Origin of the sequence: Arundinibacter roseus, assembly GCF_004348825.1 — a bacterium.
GTDB lineage: Bacteria > Bacteroidota > Bacteroidia > Cytophagales > Spirosomataceae > Arundinibacter > Arundinibacter roseus.
On the sequence record NZ_SMJU01000017.1, the window covers coordinates 43,754 to 61,551 of the forward strand.

Here is a 17,798-nt window from a genome sequence, read left to right on the forward strand (position 1 = left end):
AGAAAATAATCCCGGCAAAAATAGGGCAGGTCTGCCGCTATCCTTTGTTTTGTAGTAAATAGGATCACTTTATGGAAACCCCACTGACACTGGAAGAAATTTTGATGTTGGCCCCCATCCCGGCTAACCTGCACGCACCCTTTTTGCGGGTGGCCAATGGGCTGGTGCAGCGGGCCAATTATCCCAAAGAAAAAGCGCTGGGCCTGCTGGCGCAGATGCTGCAAAATCCTAAAAAATATGCCTTTTCAAAGAATAAGGTTACGAATCTGGCAAGGGCCATTTATGATCTGCACAAGCAGGGCACGACCGTCCCGCTAAGCGAGGCCGGAGCGGCTTACCTGCCGCCGGAGCCGTTGCCCTATGTGTCGCAGGCGGAGGGTAGTCAGGCAACCCGGACATTTGATTTGCGGGTTGAGCAGCTGCCCTACGCCATTTTTGGCCGGGAGCATATCGAAGACGGCGCGCTCAAACAAATGGAAACTGCCGTTAGTTTGCCTATTTCGGTAGCCGGAGCGCTCATGCCCGATGCGCATCAGGGCTATGGTCTGCCCATTGGCGGGGTGTTGGCCACGGAGCCTCACACGATCATTCCGTATGCCGTGGGGGTTGACATTGCCTGTCGCATGTGCCTGTCTATTTTTGATTTATCGCCCGATTTTCTGAAACGGGAGCCGCATTTGCTGCAAAAAACTCTGCTTGAACATACCAAGTTTGGCATCGGCGGCGAAATACGGGACAAATTTGATGAGGACGTGATGGACCTGCCGGACTGGCAGGCAACGAAGGTGATTCGTGGCCTGAAAGACAAAGCCTACCGACAGCTCGGCACGTCGGGTACGGGCAATCACTTTGTGGAATGGGGCATCGTGGATGTCTATTCGGCCGAAGCAACCGACGGCTTTGACTTGGCGCCCGGACAGTACCTGGCGCTGTTGTCGCATTCGGGCTCCCGGGGGTTTGGGGGCAATGTGGCCAATTATTATTCCAAACTCGCCATGCAAAAAACCAAATTACCCAAACAAGCCGCCCACCTTGCCTGGCTTGACCTGCATACCGAGGAAGGACAGGAATACTGGATTGCGATGAATTTGGCGGGTGAGTATGCATCAGCCAATCATCACGAAATCCACAACAAAATTGCCCGGGCGCTTCGTGAAAAACCGCTGGTGATGATTGAAAACCACCACAATTTTGCCTGGAAAGAACAACTCGCCGATGGCCGCGAGGTGATGGTGCATCGCAAAGGCGCCACTCCCGCCGGGCAGGGCGTGTTGGGTATTATTCCCGGCTCTATGACAAGGCCGGGGTTTGTGGTACGGGGACGCGGCCACGCCGCTGCGATTCAGTCGGCTTCGCACGGGGCCGGGCGGCTGATGTCGCGCACGCAGGCGCTGAACAGCATCACGCAATCCCAACTAAAAAAAGCCTTGCTTGAAGCTGATATTCAACTTATTGGAGGTGATCTGGACGAAGCGCCGATGGTGTACAAAGACATCGAAACCGTCATTGGTGCCCAACGTGAGCTCGTGGACATTCTGGCAAAATTTACACCCAAAATCGTACGCATGGCCGATGCCAACCGCAAGGAAGGGCGCGAAGATTAAGAATGCCTTACCATGAATTCAATTTTTGATAGTAGCATTATTTTCTGACCGGATATAAATTGCATTATATCGGTACGTGATGTTTGGAGAAAGTGGCTGGGTAAATTTGTAAACTCGGGAAGAAAAAGTAAATTTCTAAGGAACAAGAGGCAGAATCTTAACGCTATCTAAGGTTACTTAAAAGAAAAGCGCTTTTTATGCCTGTCAAAAGGAACAAAAAACCGTGTGAACTAATCATTGGTTAAAAGCTTTCAAAGGCATTCATTTTTGTATTTTACAAGTACATTCAGCCTAGTTTGTGTGTTAGAACATATTTCGTAAATAGTCAGATTTTAAGTAAAAAAATTCATGAAAAAACAACTACTACTAACCATTTTATGTACCAAAAACTAACCAGAGCTGCCGCTCTTGTGGCCATGCTGTTGCTGGTTCAGTGCGTAGATCCGTATAGCAGGTCCTTTGAATATGAAGACACCCTTCTCACGGTAGAAGGCTTTGTAACGGATGATGGGCCTATTCGGATAATCCTTCAAAACACACGGAGCACCAAAAGCACCAGTTTTCTGCAAGCCGTTGGCGGTGCTAAAATAGAAGTACGGGCCAAGCAAGGTCTGGTGATTCCGCTGAGGGAAACCGCCGCCGGCGTGTATGAGTCGGCCCCGGATTTTCGGGGCAAAGCCGGTGAAACGTACAGCCTGCATTTTGAACTTCTGAATGGGCGCGTGTACGAATCTACCGCGGAAACCCTCGTGCCGCTCCGGTCCCGGTCGAGCTATTCAACACGGTTTAATCCACGGATTTCGGTTTCGTTTCAAAATTTTAGCCAACAGACGATGTCTTCGTTGGATATCTATGCTAAATTCAACGACCCGGCTGACGAGGAAAATTACTACCTCTGGCAAACGCGCCTGTTTGAGCAACAGCCCATCTGCCTGACTTGTACAAACGTGGAGTATAACCCGCGCATTCAGGATTGTAATCCTCCTCCTCCCAATCCTCCGCAGCCTTCTGTATTTTATGATTATCAATGTGATGGCGACTGCTGGGAAATTTTGAGCGACGAACGTATCAATATATTTTCGGATGTACTCATCAATGGTAAGGATGTTCAGGATCTTTTGATACGGCAGGCTCCTTTTTATAATGGTCGGGGTGCCTTACTTGAACTCACGCAGTATAATCTCTCCGTGGGTGCTTACCGCTATTTTGAGCGCCTCAGACAGCAGGTAGAAACCTCCGGAACATTTGTCGATACACCTCCGGCACCTCCCATTGGCAACATCCGAAATATAAATGATCCGGGCGAACTGGTAACAGGTTTTTTTGGGGCAGGAGGCATTGATGTACAGCGTATATGGCTGGACAGACGGAGCTATCCCAGTCCGTTTATTGTGCCTCTGCTGGGACGGGGTGTTCTGGAAGCTCCTCGATTTGATTTTGTAAAAGTTCCGTGCAGGGCTTCCAGTACACGCACACCCAACAAACCCATCGGCTGGCAATGAAACAGACTTTACTTCTTTGTGTACTATTCATTTCCTGTAAGAACTTAGCCTGCGCAAAATATGGTTAGAAATTTGCATATAATACTACTATCGTTATGCTAGTAGAAGAATCAGTACTCTACCCGATTATTTTTATTAGTTTTTGATAATGAGATAGTTGCATTTAAATCCGCCGAATAAAGGATTGAACTAGGCTCTTGGTAAATATAGTTAAATCACTAGAAAATCAACTAGGTACGATGGAGAAGCGATTTAAATGTTTGACCTTATTTGAATTTCAGGAAAAGTTTCCAGTTGATGATAGCTGTAAACTCTATTTGGCTAATTTAAAGTGGAGTAACGGATTTTCGTGTTCAAAATGCGGACACACCAAGTATAGGGCTGGAAATGGCCCCCATGATTGTCCTGGCAATATAAATGGTCAACTTAAATTGAAGAGAATACTTAGTTGCAATAATTTTCTCATTTGACTCCGCCAAATGTAGGCTTTTTCAGTCAGTTGAAGAGCTATGCAACAAAGCCCATAAGAACTACAAATTTCAGCCTTTTTTTTAATTCAAATTTTTCATCGGGTAGAGTAAAAGTAGGCCTAAGTTTTTACGAAAAATTTATGAAGGAACAACTACTACTAACCATTTTATGTACCAAAAACTAACCAGAGCTGCCGCTCTTGTGGCCATACTGTTGCTGGTTCAGTGCGTGGATCCATATAGCAGGTCCTTTGAATATGAAGACACCCTCCTCACGGTAGAAGGCTTTGTAACGGATGATGGACCCATACGGATAACCCTCCAAAACACACGAAGCACCAAAAGCACCAGTTTTCTGCAAGCCGTTGGCGGTGCTAAAATAGAAGTACGGGCCAAGCAAGGTCCGGTGATTCCGCTGAGGGAAACCGCCGCCGGCGTGTATGAGTCGGCCCCGGATTTTCGGGGCAAAGCAGGTGAAACGTACAGCCTGTATTTTGTACTACCTGATGGCCGTAAGTACGAGTCCTCAGCCGAGCTACTGCTTCCCCTTAGGGGTAGAGCCAGTTATACCACAGAGTTTGTACCACGTACGCAGGTGGCTTTTGAGAACTTTGGCCAGAAAACAATGTCTGCCATAGAGGTTAAGGCCGACTTTGACGATCCGGCTGATGAGCGAAACTATTACTATTGGGAATCACGGCTTTTTGAGTTTCAGACTATTTGTTTAACATGTATTAATTCCTCTTTGAATCCTCGTGCGGGCCAGTGTGGCACACCTACACCAAGTGCCCCATCCATCATACGTGATTATCAGTGTGATGGTGACTGCTGGGAGATTCTGGGAGATCCTAGAATTACGGCCTTTTCGGATGTATTCATCAATGGAAATCAAGTGCGGGGCTTGCTAGTCCGTCAAGTCCCTTTTTACGATGAGCGTGGGGGGCTGCTTGAGCTTTCGCAGTACAATCTTTCAATTGGAGCTTTTCGATATTTTGATCTGCTCAGACGACAGCTAGAAACTTCCGGTACCTTTGTAGATAGTCCGCCCGCACCACCCATTGGGAATATCCGAAATGTGGATAATCCGAAGGAACTTGTTTCGGGCTATTTTGGTGCCGGAGGCAAAAATATCCAGCGGATCTGGATCAACAGGCGTGGTTTTCCTTCGCCTATTATCATACCACTTTTAGGCAGGGAACCAGCTATCAGCGCAGCTTTTGGATTTAGTCCCCCCTGTCGGCTTTCTACTACACGAACACCCAACAAACCCATCGGCTGGCAATGAAACAGACTTTACTTCTTTGTGTACTATTCCTATCCCTGCTGAGTACCGCAACGATTGCCCAAAAACGCCCGCCCGGCAAAAGCCACATGGTGCGGTGCGTGTTGTCTGATTCGCTCTCGGGGCAGCCAATTGTGAATGGCATTGTGCAGTTCAATTATAACCGCATGGGCCTTTATACCGACAAAAACGGTGTATTTGAGATTTTTCATCCCGAAGGCGAAGTGGTGCTTACCATCCGAAATCTGGGCTATCGGACATACTTTTCCAAATTTGACCTCACGCGCGACACGACCCTGACGGTGCGCCTGCTGGCCGTAGCAAATGAGCTGGACGAGGTAACAATCTCGACCCAAAGCGTGGATCAGACCATCCGCAAACCGCTGCTTGGGGTTACACGCCTCAACATCAAAACGATCAAAAATCTTCCTGCCGTCATGGGCGAGGTAGATATTCTGCGTAGTCTCCAGCTGCTGCCGGGCGTTACGTCGGTAGGCGAGGCTTCCAATGGCGTAAATATCCGCGGAGGCACGGTCGATCAAAACCTGATGCTTTTTGACGACGCCCCGATTTTTAATCCAACCCACCTGTTCGGCATGTTTTCGGTATTTCCGCCGGATGCCGTCTCTTCCATGGAGGTCTACAAAGGCACTACACCTGCCCGCTATGGAGGCCGTGCCGCAGCGGTCATGGATGTAGCTATGGCTAACCCCAGCCTTGACCAGTTCAAAGTACAGGCAGGTATCGGGCTCATTTCCAGCAGACTTACGGTAGAAATGCCGCTTCTCAAACAGAAAATAGGTCTGCTGGTGTCGGGAAGAGGATCGTTTAATGATTTTTTGTTCAAATATGGCCCTCCACGGATTCGGGGTATTCGGGCCAACTTTGGGGATGCTGCCGCCAAGTTATTTTGGGTGATTAATCCTAAAAATACGTTATCCGTTTCCACCTACTTCAATACTGATTTTTTCCAGACGGAGCTGCTGGGAGGTGTAGACAACATTGTGTCGGAGTCCACGCAGTTTCAGTTCAAAACCCTCAACTTTTCGGCGAAGTGGTTTCATGCTTTTACCCCAAAACTCGACATGCAGGTGGTAGCTACTCAAAGCGACTACGCCCCCAGTATTCTTTTGCCGGAAACGACCGGCGACAATACCGTCGAAATTATGTCCAACGTGCTGCACCGGCAGCTCAAAGGCAATCTCAACTATACGCCCAACGAAGCGCACAAAATCGAAATCGGGCTTGGCGTGGTTAACTACCTGCTGCACCCCCCGGGAAGGCTCAATCCCGGCAGTAGTCCGTCGGTCAATGCCATCAACCTACCGCAGGAAAATGGCCTGGAACTTGCCGGTCACATTGAAGATGAGTTTAAAGCAACCCGATGGCTGACGGTTATGGCCGGGCTGCGCTACTCTTACTTTCTGGATCTCGGCCCCGGCACGGTGCAAACCTACCGCCCCGGCTCCCTGCGGGAGGAGTCGGAGGTAACGGGCGCTACGCAGTACGGCCGGGGAGAAGCCAAGGCTACCTATGGCGGCCTCGAACCCCGGCTCGGGCTCAGCCTCAAACTGAACGACAGGGCTTCGCTCAAAGGCGGGTACTCACTCATGCGGCAGTATATGCAGGTGATTTCCAACACCACTACGCCCCTGCCCACCTCCCGCTGGAAAACGAGCGATGCGTACATCAAACCGCAGGTAAGCCAGCTTACTACGCTGGGCTATTTTCAGTCGTCCAAAAGTTCTATTTTTGAATACTCCCTGGAAGCGTACTGGCGCGAAACCAACAACATTCTGGAATATAAACCCGGCGCAGATTTTTTACTTCGGGAAAACGTCGAAACCCAGCTCCTGCAAGGGCAGAGCCGCGCCTATGGTATTGAAGCGATGGCCACGAAGAAAAAAGGGACAACCACCGGCTGGATCAGCTATACCTACGCACGTGTGCTCAACCGTGTGGACGAGGGGCCTTCGTTTATGGAGCGTATCAATAATGGGGAGTGGTTTCCGGCCAATTTTGACCGCCCGCATTCGTTCAACCTGTCGCTCACCACGATTCCCAACAAAATCACTACGTTCTCGGCGACCTTTACGTACTCTTCCGGGCGGCCTTTCACGGCACCCACGGGAGTTTTGCGCTACCAAAACCGGAGCATTCCGTACTTTACCCTGCGCAATCAGGACCGGATTCGGGATTACCACCGACTGGATTTTTCGCTGCAACTCAACAACCTGACCGAAAAAGACCGCCGCTGGCAGGGCAACTGGGTTTTTACGCTCTATAATGTGTATGGCATTGATAATCAGTATTCGGTCTTCTTCAAGCAGGTCGGGACAGGCTTCCGGCCTTACCAACTGACGGTTTTTAATGCCCCGATTTTTTCCGTGACGTTTAATATCAAGAATATTCGGTAGGGCTGGTTGGTACAAATTTTTTAAGCAAGAATAAGAATCTGTTGTTTCATCACTAAACAAAAAACCGTTTGCCAGTATCTATTTATATTTGAACTCATGACTTGATTCCTTTGGCATAATGAAACATCTGATTGCTTTTACAGCTATACTCCTTCAACTCGTTTACCTTTTTAACTCGGGTCAAGTTCTGGCCCAAAAAACCTACTGCAACCCCATCAACCTGGACTATGGCTATACGCCTATTCCGAATTTCTCGGAATGGGGCCGCCACCGCGCCACGGCTGATCCGGTGATTGTGAACTACAAAGGCACCTTTTTTCTGTTCAGTACCAATCAGTGGGGCTACTGGCACAGCAGCAATATGTCCGACTGGACGTTTCACTCCCGCCGGTTTTTGCGCCCCTGGAACAACGTCTACGACGAGCTGTGCGCCCCTGCGGTAGGAATTGTGGGCGATACGATGCTGGTGTTTGGCTCTACCTATACCGGTGAATTTACGATTTGGATGAGTACCAATCCCGAAGCCAACGAGTGGAAACCGCTTGTAGAGCGCTTCGGAATTGGCGGCTGGGACCCCGACTTTTTCACCGATACCGACGGGCGGTTTTATATGTACAACGGGTCGAGCAACCGCTACCCGCTCTACGGCATTGAGCTGAACCGCCAAACGATGGCACCTATCGGCACGCGTAAGGAAGTATATCTGCTGGAATCTTGGCGCTATGGATGGCAGCGCTTCGGCGAGCACATGGACGATACCTTTCTGGATGGTTTTATGGAAGGTGCCCACATGACCAAACACAACGGAAAATACTACCTGCAATATGGCGCACCCGGTACCGAAGGCAGCGGCTATGCCGATGGCGTGGCCGTAGGCGACTCTCCGCTGGGAAATTTCAAAAATCAGAGCGATCCGCTGAGTATGAAACTGGGTGGTTTTGCACGCGGTGCCGGGCACGGGGCTACGTTTCTGGACAATGACAAAAACTACTGGCATGTGTCTACGGTGGTAATGAACCGCAAAAATAATTTTGAACGCCGCCTCGGAATCTGGCCCGCAGGCTTTGATCAGGATGACGTCATGTACTGCAACACCGCCTATGGCGACTACCCGCATGTTCTGCCCTATGCCGATAAGCCCGGCGTATTTACAGGCTGGATGCTGCTCAACTACCAAAAACCGGTGCGGGCGTCGTCGTCGCTCGGTGGGTATCAGCCTAATCTCGCGGTTGATGAGGACATAAAGACCTATTGGAGTGCAAAATCGGGAAATAAAGGCGAGTGGTTTGAAACGGATTTGGGCGAACTATCGACCGTGCAGGCCGTGCAGATCAACTACGCAGATCAGGATGCTGGCACGTTGGGAAAAGTGACCGATCAGTACCATCAATATATTCTGTATCATTCCAAAGACGGCAAAAAATGGGAAGTGCTGGTCGATAAATCAGCTAACAAAAAGGACGTACCCCATGACTACGTGGAATTGCCAACGCCCGTATCAACCCGTTTTTTGAAACTCGAAAATATCCACATGCCGCAGGGAAAGTTTGCGCTCAGTGGTTTTCGGGTGTTTGGCAAAGGAGCCGGGCAACGCCCCGATGCCGTGAAGCAATTTATGGTTTTGCGTACCGAAAAAGACAAACGCAGCGCCTGGATTCGCTGGTCGCCGGTGGATGGGGCCTACGGCTACACGATCCGCTACGGCACGCATCCCGACAAACTCTACAACAATATTATGGTGCTTACCCATAACGAATACTGGTTTAAAGCCATGGATAAACTCGCCACGTACTACTACACGATCGAGGCCTTCAACGAAAACGGTATTTCAGAGCAGTTTCCACTGGTGAAGGTGGAGTAGAGCTCACCCCCCTACTTCCCCCACTGCTCCACCAATTTCACAAATAATTCCTGAATTTTCAGCGTTCGGTTTCCGGGCGTGCCGTTGCCAATTGTGTGCTCGCCCACCTGTACAATGGGCATCGCCCATTTGGTGGTGCTTGTAGTAAAAACCTCGTTGGCATGCAGCAGTTCATCAAGAAGAACGGGACGTACCTGCACATCAAAATGCGGAGCGGCGAGTTCCAGGACGGTTCGGCGGGTGATGCCGTTGAGAATGTTGCGGTCGGGCGTAATGAGGCTATCTCCCTTGAAGAGGAATACATTGCTGCGGGTCAATTCGCTGATTTCGTTGTCTTTATGAAAAAGTAAGTCTGCCGCCTGCTGCTGTTTCATTTCGTCCGCCATCAGAATCATGTGGACGTAGTTGGTGGTTTTTATTTCGGGCAAATCGCGTACGTAGTCGTACGGAAGCACTTTGATGCCTTTGAGCAGTCCCGCCGGATTGTCTTTGGGAAGTGGCTCGCAGCGAATCAGGAAATTGGGCTGTACCACGCTCACGCTATCGGCCGAGTAGCCGCCGGTCAGCACAAACCGAAAGGCCACTTCGGCTTCACCCGCACGGGTGTGCAGCTCGGTCAGAATAGCGGCGGTTTCTTCCTGCGACACCGGAAGCGGAAGTTTTAGCAATCGGGCTGAGTTTTCGAACCTCGCCCAGTAGTCATTCCAGCGAAACGGTACGCCGTTGTAGGTACGGAAATAGTCAAACATCCCGTAGCCACGCAACAGGCTAAGGTCGTTGGTTTGAAACAGGGCCGACTCAATCGGCAAAATCTGACCATTGAAATACAGGTGGTACGACATGAAAAGGGACTTTTTGAAAACGGATACTTTCCAAATATGGCAAGAAAATCCGACAATAAAAGCCCTTTATTTCACGAATTCAGCCACATTTTGCTTTGTCACAAGCTGAAAAGGAATGAGAACTTCCTGTTCGTAAGGTTGTTTGTTCAAAATCTTTAAGGCCGTTTCAATCGCCTGCGAACCTTGCTGCTTCGCATTTTGATACACGGTTGCGTCGAGCGTCCCCTTTTGTACGGCCTGCAATGCGTCTGGAATGGCGTCAATACTTACCACCAGTATCTTGTCTTTCAGGCCGGCGTCGGTCAGGGCTTTCATGGCTCCCATGCCCATTTCGTCGTTGTGGGCAAATACGGCATTGATTTGGCTGCCGTACGACTGAATCCAGTTTTCCATCAGCGACATAGCCTTTGCCCGGTCCCATTCGCCGGTTTGGCTCGCCAGAAGTTTGAGGTCAGGATAATTTTTCAATATTTCCCGAGCGCCCTGTTCCCTCTGAATTTGCGCCGCCTGACCCATATAGCCGTGAATCATGATGACATTTCCTTTACCGCCCAATTTTTCCGCAATGTATTTCATGGCGATGCGCGCCGATTCCACGTCGTCGGAACCCACAAAAGCCGACGGTTTTGTAGCAGTTGCAGAGTTGACGTTGATGATCGGAATACCCGCAGCCAGCGCTTTTGCCACCGCCGGTGAGCTTGCTTCTACTTCGCAGGGATTCATGATGATGGCATCGACGCCCTGTGCAATGAAGCTTTCGACCTGTTCGATCTGTTTGAGGGCCGAGCGCTCGGCATCCACCGTAATGAGTTCCACGCCAGCTTCCTCCGCTTTTTTATCGATTTCATCGCTCACATTGACGATGAACTCATTCTGCATACTGAGCATCGTGACCCCAATGACGGGTTTGTCGCCCGAGGCGGTGTCTGAACCGGATTGATTGCAATTTGTAAGAAAAAATGTACTCAGGAGAAAAAAGCTAAACGCTGAAAGACGGTTCATCAAGGAATTATTCATTTTGAATTATTTATAAAAACAAGATTATAATGGTTCAGGAAGTGCATTTTTGAGAAATTATTAAATTCTTTTCCTGTCAATTTCAAAAAACAAAAAGTATACAAACCTACTAATTAAGCTGCTTTGCGGTTGAGGCCATCGAGAATGACGGCGCCAATGATAATGACACCCATAACGACCTGTTGGTAGTACGACGTAACGTTGAGCAGGTCAAGACCGTTGCTGATGACGCCAATGAGCAACGCACCAATGAGTGTGCCCGTCATGCTGCCGCTACCGCCCGAGGTGCTAGTACCGCCGATAATCGCTGCTGCAATCGCATCCAGCTCAAAGCCCTGCCCGGCGTTAGGCTGACCGGTCGTGATGCGGGCCGTCAGCACGAGGCCCGCCAGTCCGGCGAGCGTTCCACTGAGCATATAAACCAGCATTTTGATTTTTTCAACGGGAATTCCCGAGGCACGAGCGGCTTGTTCGTTTCCACCGACGGCGTACATATATCGGCCCCAGATGGTTTTGCGCAGCAGTAAAGAGCAGGCGACAAATACGATGAGAAGAATAATGATCGGAAACGGAATGCCCAGGATTTTTCCTCCCCCAATAAAATTAAACGAATCGGAAAGATTGGAAATAGGTCGCCCCTTGCTCAAAATCAGCGCCAGGCCACGGCCAATCGTCATCGTGCCCAGGGTGACAATAAAGGGCGGAACTTTACTTTTGGTAATCACCAGGCCATTAAACCCTCCCATCAGCAAGCCGGCTCCAAGTGCAAACACCAGCGGAACAATCAGCGGGAAGGTATCGGGATGGGCAAACATAGCCGCCACCACACCCGTTACCGCCACGAGCGAGCCCAGCGACAGATCTATACCTCCGGTGATGATCACGAACGTTACACCAAACGCCAGCAACGCATTGATAGATACCTGTGTAACGATGATCGTCAGGTTGGAAACCGTCAGAAACCGGGGCGTGCTGAGGGCAAGTGCTACGCAGATAACAATAAACGCCAGCAAAATACCATAGGTACCAATACCTTGTACACGTTTTTTGTAGGAGGTTCCGGCTTGATTATAAAGAGAAGTAACGAGTTGTTTCATGAGTTAAAATCAGGTTTTGAGCGCATGAGTGCTTACAATTTCAGGCAGGTACGGCATATTGCATGATTCGTTCCGGGTTTGCTTCCTGCCCGGAAAGCAGAGCCGTTTGCCTTCCCTGCGAAAGAACCAGTACGCGGTCGCACAGGCCAATGATTTCGGGAAGTTCCGACGAAATCAGCAGCACGGCAATTCCTCGCGCGGTTAGTTGACGGATCAGTTTATAGATTTCGTGCTTGGCACCAATGTCAATCCCGCGCGTGGGTTCGTCGAACATCACGACGTCCGGGTTGGCCAGCAATACTTTGCCCAGCACGACCTTTTGCTGATTGCCCCCACTGAGCTGCATTACGCCCTGATCCAGTCCAGAGGTTTTTACGTGTAATTCAGACACAGTGCGCCGGGCGGTTTCCTGTTCGTTGGTCGCTTCAATAAAACCCCAGGTGGCAAAACGCGCCAAGCTCGATAGCGTGAGGGTATGCTGAACCGACATACCCGGAATACAGCCCAGCGCTTTACGGTCTTCGCTCAAATAGCCTATGCCATGACGAATGGCATCCTGAGGCGAATGAACAGCTACTTTTTGGCCTTTCAGAAAAATTTCTCCGGCTGTTGCGGCATCCAGCCCATAAATAACCCGCGCCACTTCCGTACGCCCGGCCCCCATGAGCCCGGCCAAACCCAGAACTTCACCGGCCCGAATATCAAAAGAAATATCGCTGAAAGCCCCCGCACGGCTGAGGTTGCGGACCGACAGCACCGTTTCTCCTTTTTGGGTGGTAGCTTCCGGAAACAGCTGATCGATTTGGCGGCCCACCATCAAGGCAATCAGCGATTCTTTATCCAGTTCAGCGGCAGGTTTAGTAGCGATGTAGCGGCCATCGCGCAGCACCGTGATGGTATCGGCAACTTGCGCAATCTCTTCCATTTTATGAGAGATATAAATAATGGCCACTCCCTGCGCTTTCAAATCGCGAATGATTCGGAAAAGCGTTGTTACTTCCTTGTCCGAAAGTGCCGAGGTCGGTTCGTCCATGATGATGATCCGGGCATTGTTAGATATGGCCTTCGCTATTTCCACCATTTGCCGCTCGGCTACGCTCAGATATTTCATTTTTGTCCGGGCACTGAGGGTCAATCCCAGCTCTGCCAACAGAAGATCCGTTTGGTGATACATGTGGCGATCATCAACCCAACCGGGCAGCCAACGGGTAGTTTCACGGCCCAGAAATATATTTTCGGCCACGGTCAGTTCCGGAACCATTAGAATTTCCTGATGAATCATCGAAATACCCCGGTCCAGCGTCTGTTTCACGTTGCTGCTTTTGAGGGGCTTTCCTTCAAAAAGTATCTCGCCGGAATCTGCGCTTTCCAGTCCGATCAGGATTTTCATCAGGGTAGATTTCCCCGCGCCGTTTTCACCCATCAGGGCCAGTACTTCGCCCCGTTGCAGCGACAGTTGCACGCCATCCAGCGCTTTGATGCCCCCAAAGGATTTATGCAGGTTGCTAACTTGTAGAATATACGTTTGTGGAGCACTCATGTATGTAGCCCAAATTGTACACGCACCGAGGGTAATTTTTTCCGCTCAGCCCGTTTTTTCTAATAAAGAACTGACATCATCAAGACTACTACCTGAATCAGGAGTGAAAATTGGCTTGTGCAGTGTGATTGGGGAATATATGGTATTTTTTCGGCAGATTAAATTATAATCAAACTTAGTTTTGAAGTGAATTAACTACCCGATACGTACTTGAATTCAACGTTTGCATGGCACTGCCCATTACCTGCGCCGTAGTGGTAGATTCCCGCATCAGTTCCGCTTTATAAATCAATCCTGTACGAGCGTCTACTTCAAGTTGTCCTTCAAAACTTGAATCTTCTGTCGAGCCCGTTACTCCCTGACTAAGCGCCGGAGTTTTTGGTTTAGTAGCCTGATCCTTTTTTACAAAACTTGCGGCGATTGTCCACCGATTGTTTTCCAAAGCAACCATCCGATACGTATTTTCCCAGCGCACACCTTCCGCCGTCAGGGTATCTTTACGAATAGCACCTGTACGTGCACCCTGAAAGATATACGAGTTCAGAAAAATACATGATAACTCTACCGCAGCGTGGGTTTGAGGCAATCCTCCCACCCAATCCGCAAGAAAATCGGGTGAAACCGCCTGCCCGGTATTGGCATGTGGTGAGGTATGAATGGTTTTCTTCATGGGTTTATCAATATTTTGATCGAGCCTGTCATACATTTCCTGCAAGGCGGGATTTCGTTCAAAGGTATTTTCTGAATCATACTGCAAACCAGCTTTACCAGTAGCTTCCAGTTGAATCCGCTGGATGAGAAACGTACATTGGTACTCATCAGCCGACCCCAGCTTTCGAAATGTCGTTTGGCGGGTAGTTCTACGAGTGGTTTTGGTTGCTTTTACTGTGGTGGGTACACCATTGATAGTAGTACTATTTTTGCCTTCACTTTTTCGCTCCGCTTCGCTGACGGTCTTGATTTTCTTTCCTGCATAAACATCCCAAATGCCTGGATTTTTTTGAGAACTAGCCGAATGTGCCGCAAAAAGTGCTAAACAGAACATGAAAAACTTACTCATAATTTAAGTCAATTAAAAAGTTTAAATTTTTCTTGCATAATAACAATAATAGCTTTCAAGGGGGTTTACTGATTATTTTTTTTGAACTATTTTTTTACACCTAAATAAACCTAAACATGAAAAAAATTGTAAATTTTATCCTCCTGCTTTGCCTAACTTTTGGCATATTTGAAGCTTATGGTGAAAATAAGCCATCGAATCTTTTTTCTACCGTTGTCGATTATTTATGTAGTGTTAGCTATTTCTCCTATTATGAGGATGGCAATCTTGCTGGATTTGGAAGCGTTAGTACTTATTGTGACGCCTATGGAAATACTACTAGTCAAGAAATAGAGATCCATCGAATTAACGAAATGTAACTCAATCATGTAGTATTCATCAGTAAACCCCACCTTTACTTTGAGAGTTTCTTTTGGCCTATTTTCAGTTTTCTATTTTTTTGTTAGTTTCCTTGCCAAAGGTCAGAGAATTCCTGTTTGCCTATCTTTTTCTGATTCTTCCAAATTTACAACCCCTCGATCAGTTGCTATCAAATGGCAAAAAAATATACACACATTTTATGTAGTCAGCGATACATGTATTGATCTTTTACTAGAAAAAAATAAAGCTGAATTTACATTTTCTATTTCTGCGCCAGGTTACCTTTCTTTTGAAAGAAAAGTAAAAACTGATTCGTTGGTAAGCTCAGGAAGTGTTTATGTAATTTTAAAAGAAAAAGTAATTGAACTTGCACCACTAACGATTAAACCCATTCCGCGAGTTACTATACAGGGCGACACCCTCATCATCAAAACGGAAGGCATCGAAACCCGTCCATATAGCGATGCCGGGGAATTGATGCAAAACATGCCGGGGGTCTATTTGGACAATAATGGCAGGCTTACGGTTATGGGTAAGACAGTAAGTCGTATCACAGTAGATGGAAAACTTCTTTTTGGGGGAAATGTTAAAGCAACGCTAAATGCCCTAAAAAGTGATATGATAGACCAGCTCGAAGTTTCGGGAGTCACCTTAGGGACGAATTCACAGGGCGTACATCTAAACTTAACAATAAAAGAAGACCGGAAAAATGGCTGGTATGCCGACCTTCCGGCAGGATACGGAACGTCTAATCTTAAAAGTATCGGTGTAAAGGTAAACAGAATTAATCCTAACTATTTTTTCAGCAGTTTCATCAATCACAACACGATCAACGAAAATCCGATCAGTCGCCAGGAATCTACCTCCATTCATCGTTTAAGTTATAATCACAGTACACAGGGTGCATATTCGGTGGTAGCAAATGCTGAGAATAGTGTCATGAAACTACCCGACACGCGGCTATATACACTACCCCTTGCAGCGCTTGACGATGGAGAAAATGTGCTTACCTCTGCCGGAGGAAATTATTCAAAATCAACGGAAACACTCGAACTTAACGTTTATTTGTTTGCCACGCAGCTACGGCAAGTGGTTGTGCATCAGCAACAAATCTACCGACAAGTCAATAACCTTAGGCAATCCGTCGAATCAGTGCGTAGTAATCAGATTCAGGAGAAACAGATTTGGGGCGCTGTAAGTGGCACGTATCGGCCTGATCAAAAGAATTCCATTAAGTTTTCACACCAAATCTCCTGGAATACCAACCGTAGCCATGGATTTGATCAACAGCAAGTTGTACAAGAAACCACAGCTCCAAGGAGTTTAGAACAGTACTTTACTAATTCACAAATTCCCCGGTTGACGTCAAATAGCCTGACCTGGACTCGTCGCTATACCAAACCTGCGCTTGTTTCGTCGGTGTATGTCAGCCAATTTACAACCTCGTCTGCGGTACAACAGTCTTACAAAAATGACTATGAACAAGTAGTTTTTGACCGAAAAATCAGTCGAAACTTTCAAACAAAATACCTGCAACTTCAAGGAATTCAATCATTCCCACTTTCCAAAAAATGGCTTTTGGAGGCAAACCTAAATTGGGTCAAAGATATTACCCGGACCGATCAAACGGCATTTCAACCCATAATCGGTAGTATTAATCAGGCTATTCCGACCCAAAATCTGGCAGATTTTCGGGTTTCTGACCGGAGTTTCAGCACAACTGTTTCAGCTTATTATAAAACCAAAAAACTGACTTCGAGTTTGGGTTTTGGTGTTTGGAATGGAAATTTAGTCCGTTCGGGTTATAATTTAAATAAAACTGTACTTTCTGTGGGCTTACCCAGGCTTTATGCGAGCTATTATCTCAAAAAAAGATTGACCGTATTTGCACGCTATGCACATCAGGTAGGGTTACCATCGGCGGGGCAGTTATTTCCACTTCCCGATAGTACCAGTCTTCAGGTGATTGAACAGGGTAACCCGGCATTGACAAATTATTTAATCAGGACATTTGATTTGGGCATGAATTACAGTTCCCTTCATGGGAAAGTCCTTATGGGAAATTTTACTATTAACCAGGAAAATCAGGGAATTATTCAGGTAAATAAAATTACCGAAGGTGGCTTACTATTTAGAGGTTTTGGTCAAACGGATTTGCAACAACCTACCTATTCAGCTACATTCATTTATTTGGTATTACCGCAAAAAAAGTGGTCCTATAACTTAACAAGTTTTATTTCAGAAAAACGAGCCTTGGTGCAATCGGGTGAATCGCTTTCAAGATTTAGTAATCAATCCGGTTTAGCAAGTTTAGATTTTCGTTGGAATATCAAATCATTTACTTCATTAAATTTTATCAGCCGAGTGCAACTATTTCGGCAGAAATCACTTAGCACAGGTACTTCAACTTCTTCAAATAGATTCGAATTAATTATGCAGGGAAAACATCGCTTTTCTTCACGTTTATATGGCGATTTTTCTTCGCGACATATTTTAGCCCAATCCACTAATACACATATTACTCACTACCCATTTGCTGATATAAATTTTGACTATTACTTGCTAAAAAATCAGCGTGTACGCCTTTCATTTTTAGTAAATAATATTTTTAATTCCTCACAACAAGCAGCTATTAGTAGCCAAAACAACGATATTTCCCGAACCTTTTCTAATCAATTGTCTCGCTATTTTATGATTAAGTGTACCATATTTTCACAAAAGTGGTACTAGTTTTTTTTTTAAAATT

Annotated in this window: 13 protein-coding genes; 8 read left to right on the plus strand and 5 right to left on the minus strand. The window is 47.5% G+C overall.

Features of this window, described 5'->3' with window-relative positions; genetic code table 11:
* Positions 1-71 precede the first annotated feature (71 nt).
* From EZE20_RS20980 to EZE20_RS21005, 6 genes are all read left to right on the plus strand, one after another.
* Complete coding sequence (locus EZE20_RS20980; RefSeq protein ID WP_132121436.1) at positions 72-1,604, plus strand: RtcB family protein; 1,533 nt, start codon at positions 72-74, stop codon at positions 1,602-1,604.
* Between the two features lie 377 nt (positions 1,605-1,981).
* Complete coding sequence (locus EZE20_RS20985; protein ID WP_132121438.1) at positions 1,982-3,106, plus strand: DUF4249 domain-containing protein; 1,125 nt, start codon at positions 1,982-1,984, stop codon at positions 3,104-3,106.
* Between the two features lie 239 nt (positions 3,107-3,345).
* Entirely contained in the window at positions 3,346-3,576 is a 231-nt protein-coding gene (locus tag EZE20_RS24680; RefSeq protein ID WP_132121440.1) for a transposase, read from the plus strand.
* Positions 3,577-3,745: 169 nt separating this feature from the next.
* Positions 3,746-4,861, plus strand: coding sequence for a DUF4249 domain-containing protein (locus EZE20_RS20995; protein WP_132121442.1), 1,116 nt, complete (start codon positions 3,746-3,748; stop codon positions 4,859-4,861).
* Positions 4,858-7,275 carry a TonB-dependent receptor gene (locus EZE20_RS21000; RefSeq protein WP_132121444.1) on the plus strand — a complete coding sequence of 806 codons (2,418 nt, stop codon included), beginning with the start codon at positions 4,858-4,860 and terminating at the stop codon, positions 7,273-7,275. The genes EZE20_RS20995 and EZE20_RS21000 overlap by 4 nt, the downstream gene beginning before the upstream one ends.
* Before the next feature lie 118 nt (positions 7,276-7,393).
* Entirely contained in the window at positions 7,394-9,136 is a 1,743-nt protein-coding gene (locus tag EZE20_RS21005; protein ID WP_132121446.1) for a family 43 glycosylhydrolase, read from the plus strand.
* A gap of 11 nt (positions 9,137-9,147) precedes the next feature.
* Here EZE20_RS21005 and EZE20_RS21010 read toward each other — a convergent pair whose 3' ends face one another.
* From EZE20_RS21010 to EZE20_RS21030, 5 genes are all read right to left on the minus strand, one after another.
* Complete coding sequence (locus EZE20_RS21010) at positions 9,148-9,978, minus strand: aminotransferase class IV (protein WP_132121448.1); 831 nt, start codon at positions 9,976-9,978, stop codon at positions 9,148-9,150.
* A gap of 66 nt (positions 9,979-10,044) precedes the next feature.
* Positions 10,045-10,980, minus strand: coding sequence for a sugar ABC transporter substrate-binding protein (locus EZE20_RS21015; RefSeq protein WP_132121532.1), 936 nt, complete (start codon positions 10,978-10,980; stop codon positions 10,045-10,047).
* Between the two features lie 128 nt (positions 10,981-11,108).
* A complete protein-coding gene (locus EZE20_RS21020; protein WP_132121450.1) occupies positions 11,109-12,092 on the minus strand; it encodes an ABC transporter permease in 984 nt (327 codons plus the stop codon).
* A gap of 40 nt (positions 12,093-12,132) precedes the next feature.
* Positions 12,133-13,632: a sugar ABC transporter ATP-binding protein gene (locus tag EZE20_RS21025; RefSeq protein WP_132121452.1), complete on the minus strand. Its 1,500-nt coding sequence runs from the start codon at positions 13,630-13,632 to the stop codon at positions 12,133-12,135.
* A gap of 175 nt (positions 13,633-13,807) precedes the next feature.
* Positions 13,808-14,692: a hypothetical protein gene (locus EZE20_RS21030; RefSeq protein ID WP_132121453.1), complete on the minus strand. Its 885-nt coding sequence runs from the start codon at positions 14,690-14,692 to the stop codon at positions 13,808-13,810.
* Between the two features lie 116 nt (positions 14,693-14,808).
* Here EZE20_RS21030 and EZE20_RS21035 point away from each other — a divergent pair, with 116 nt between their 5' ends.
* Positions 14,809-15,051 (plus strand): hypothetical protein, encoded by a 243-nt coding sequence (locus tag EZE20_RS21035; RefSeq protein WP_132121455.1) that lies wholly within the window; start codon positions 14,809-14,811, stop codon positions 15,049-15,051.
* A gap of 316 nt (positions 15,052-15,367) precedes the next feature.
* Positions 15,368-17,782, plus strand: coding sequence for an outer membrane beta-barrel protein (locus EZE20_RS21040; RefSeq protein ID WP_132121457.1), 2,415 nt, complete (start codon positions 15,368-15,370; stop codon positions 17,780-17,782).
* Positions 17,783-17,798 lie beyond the last annotated feature (16 nt).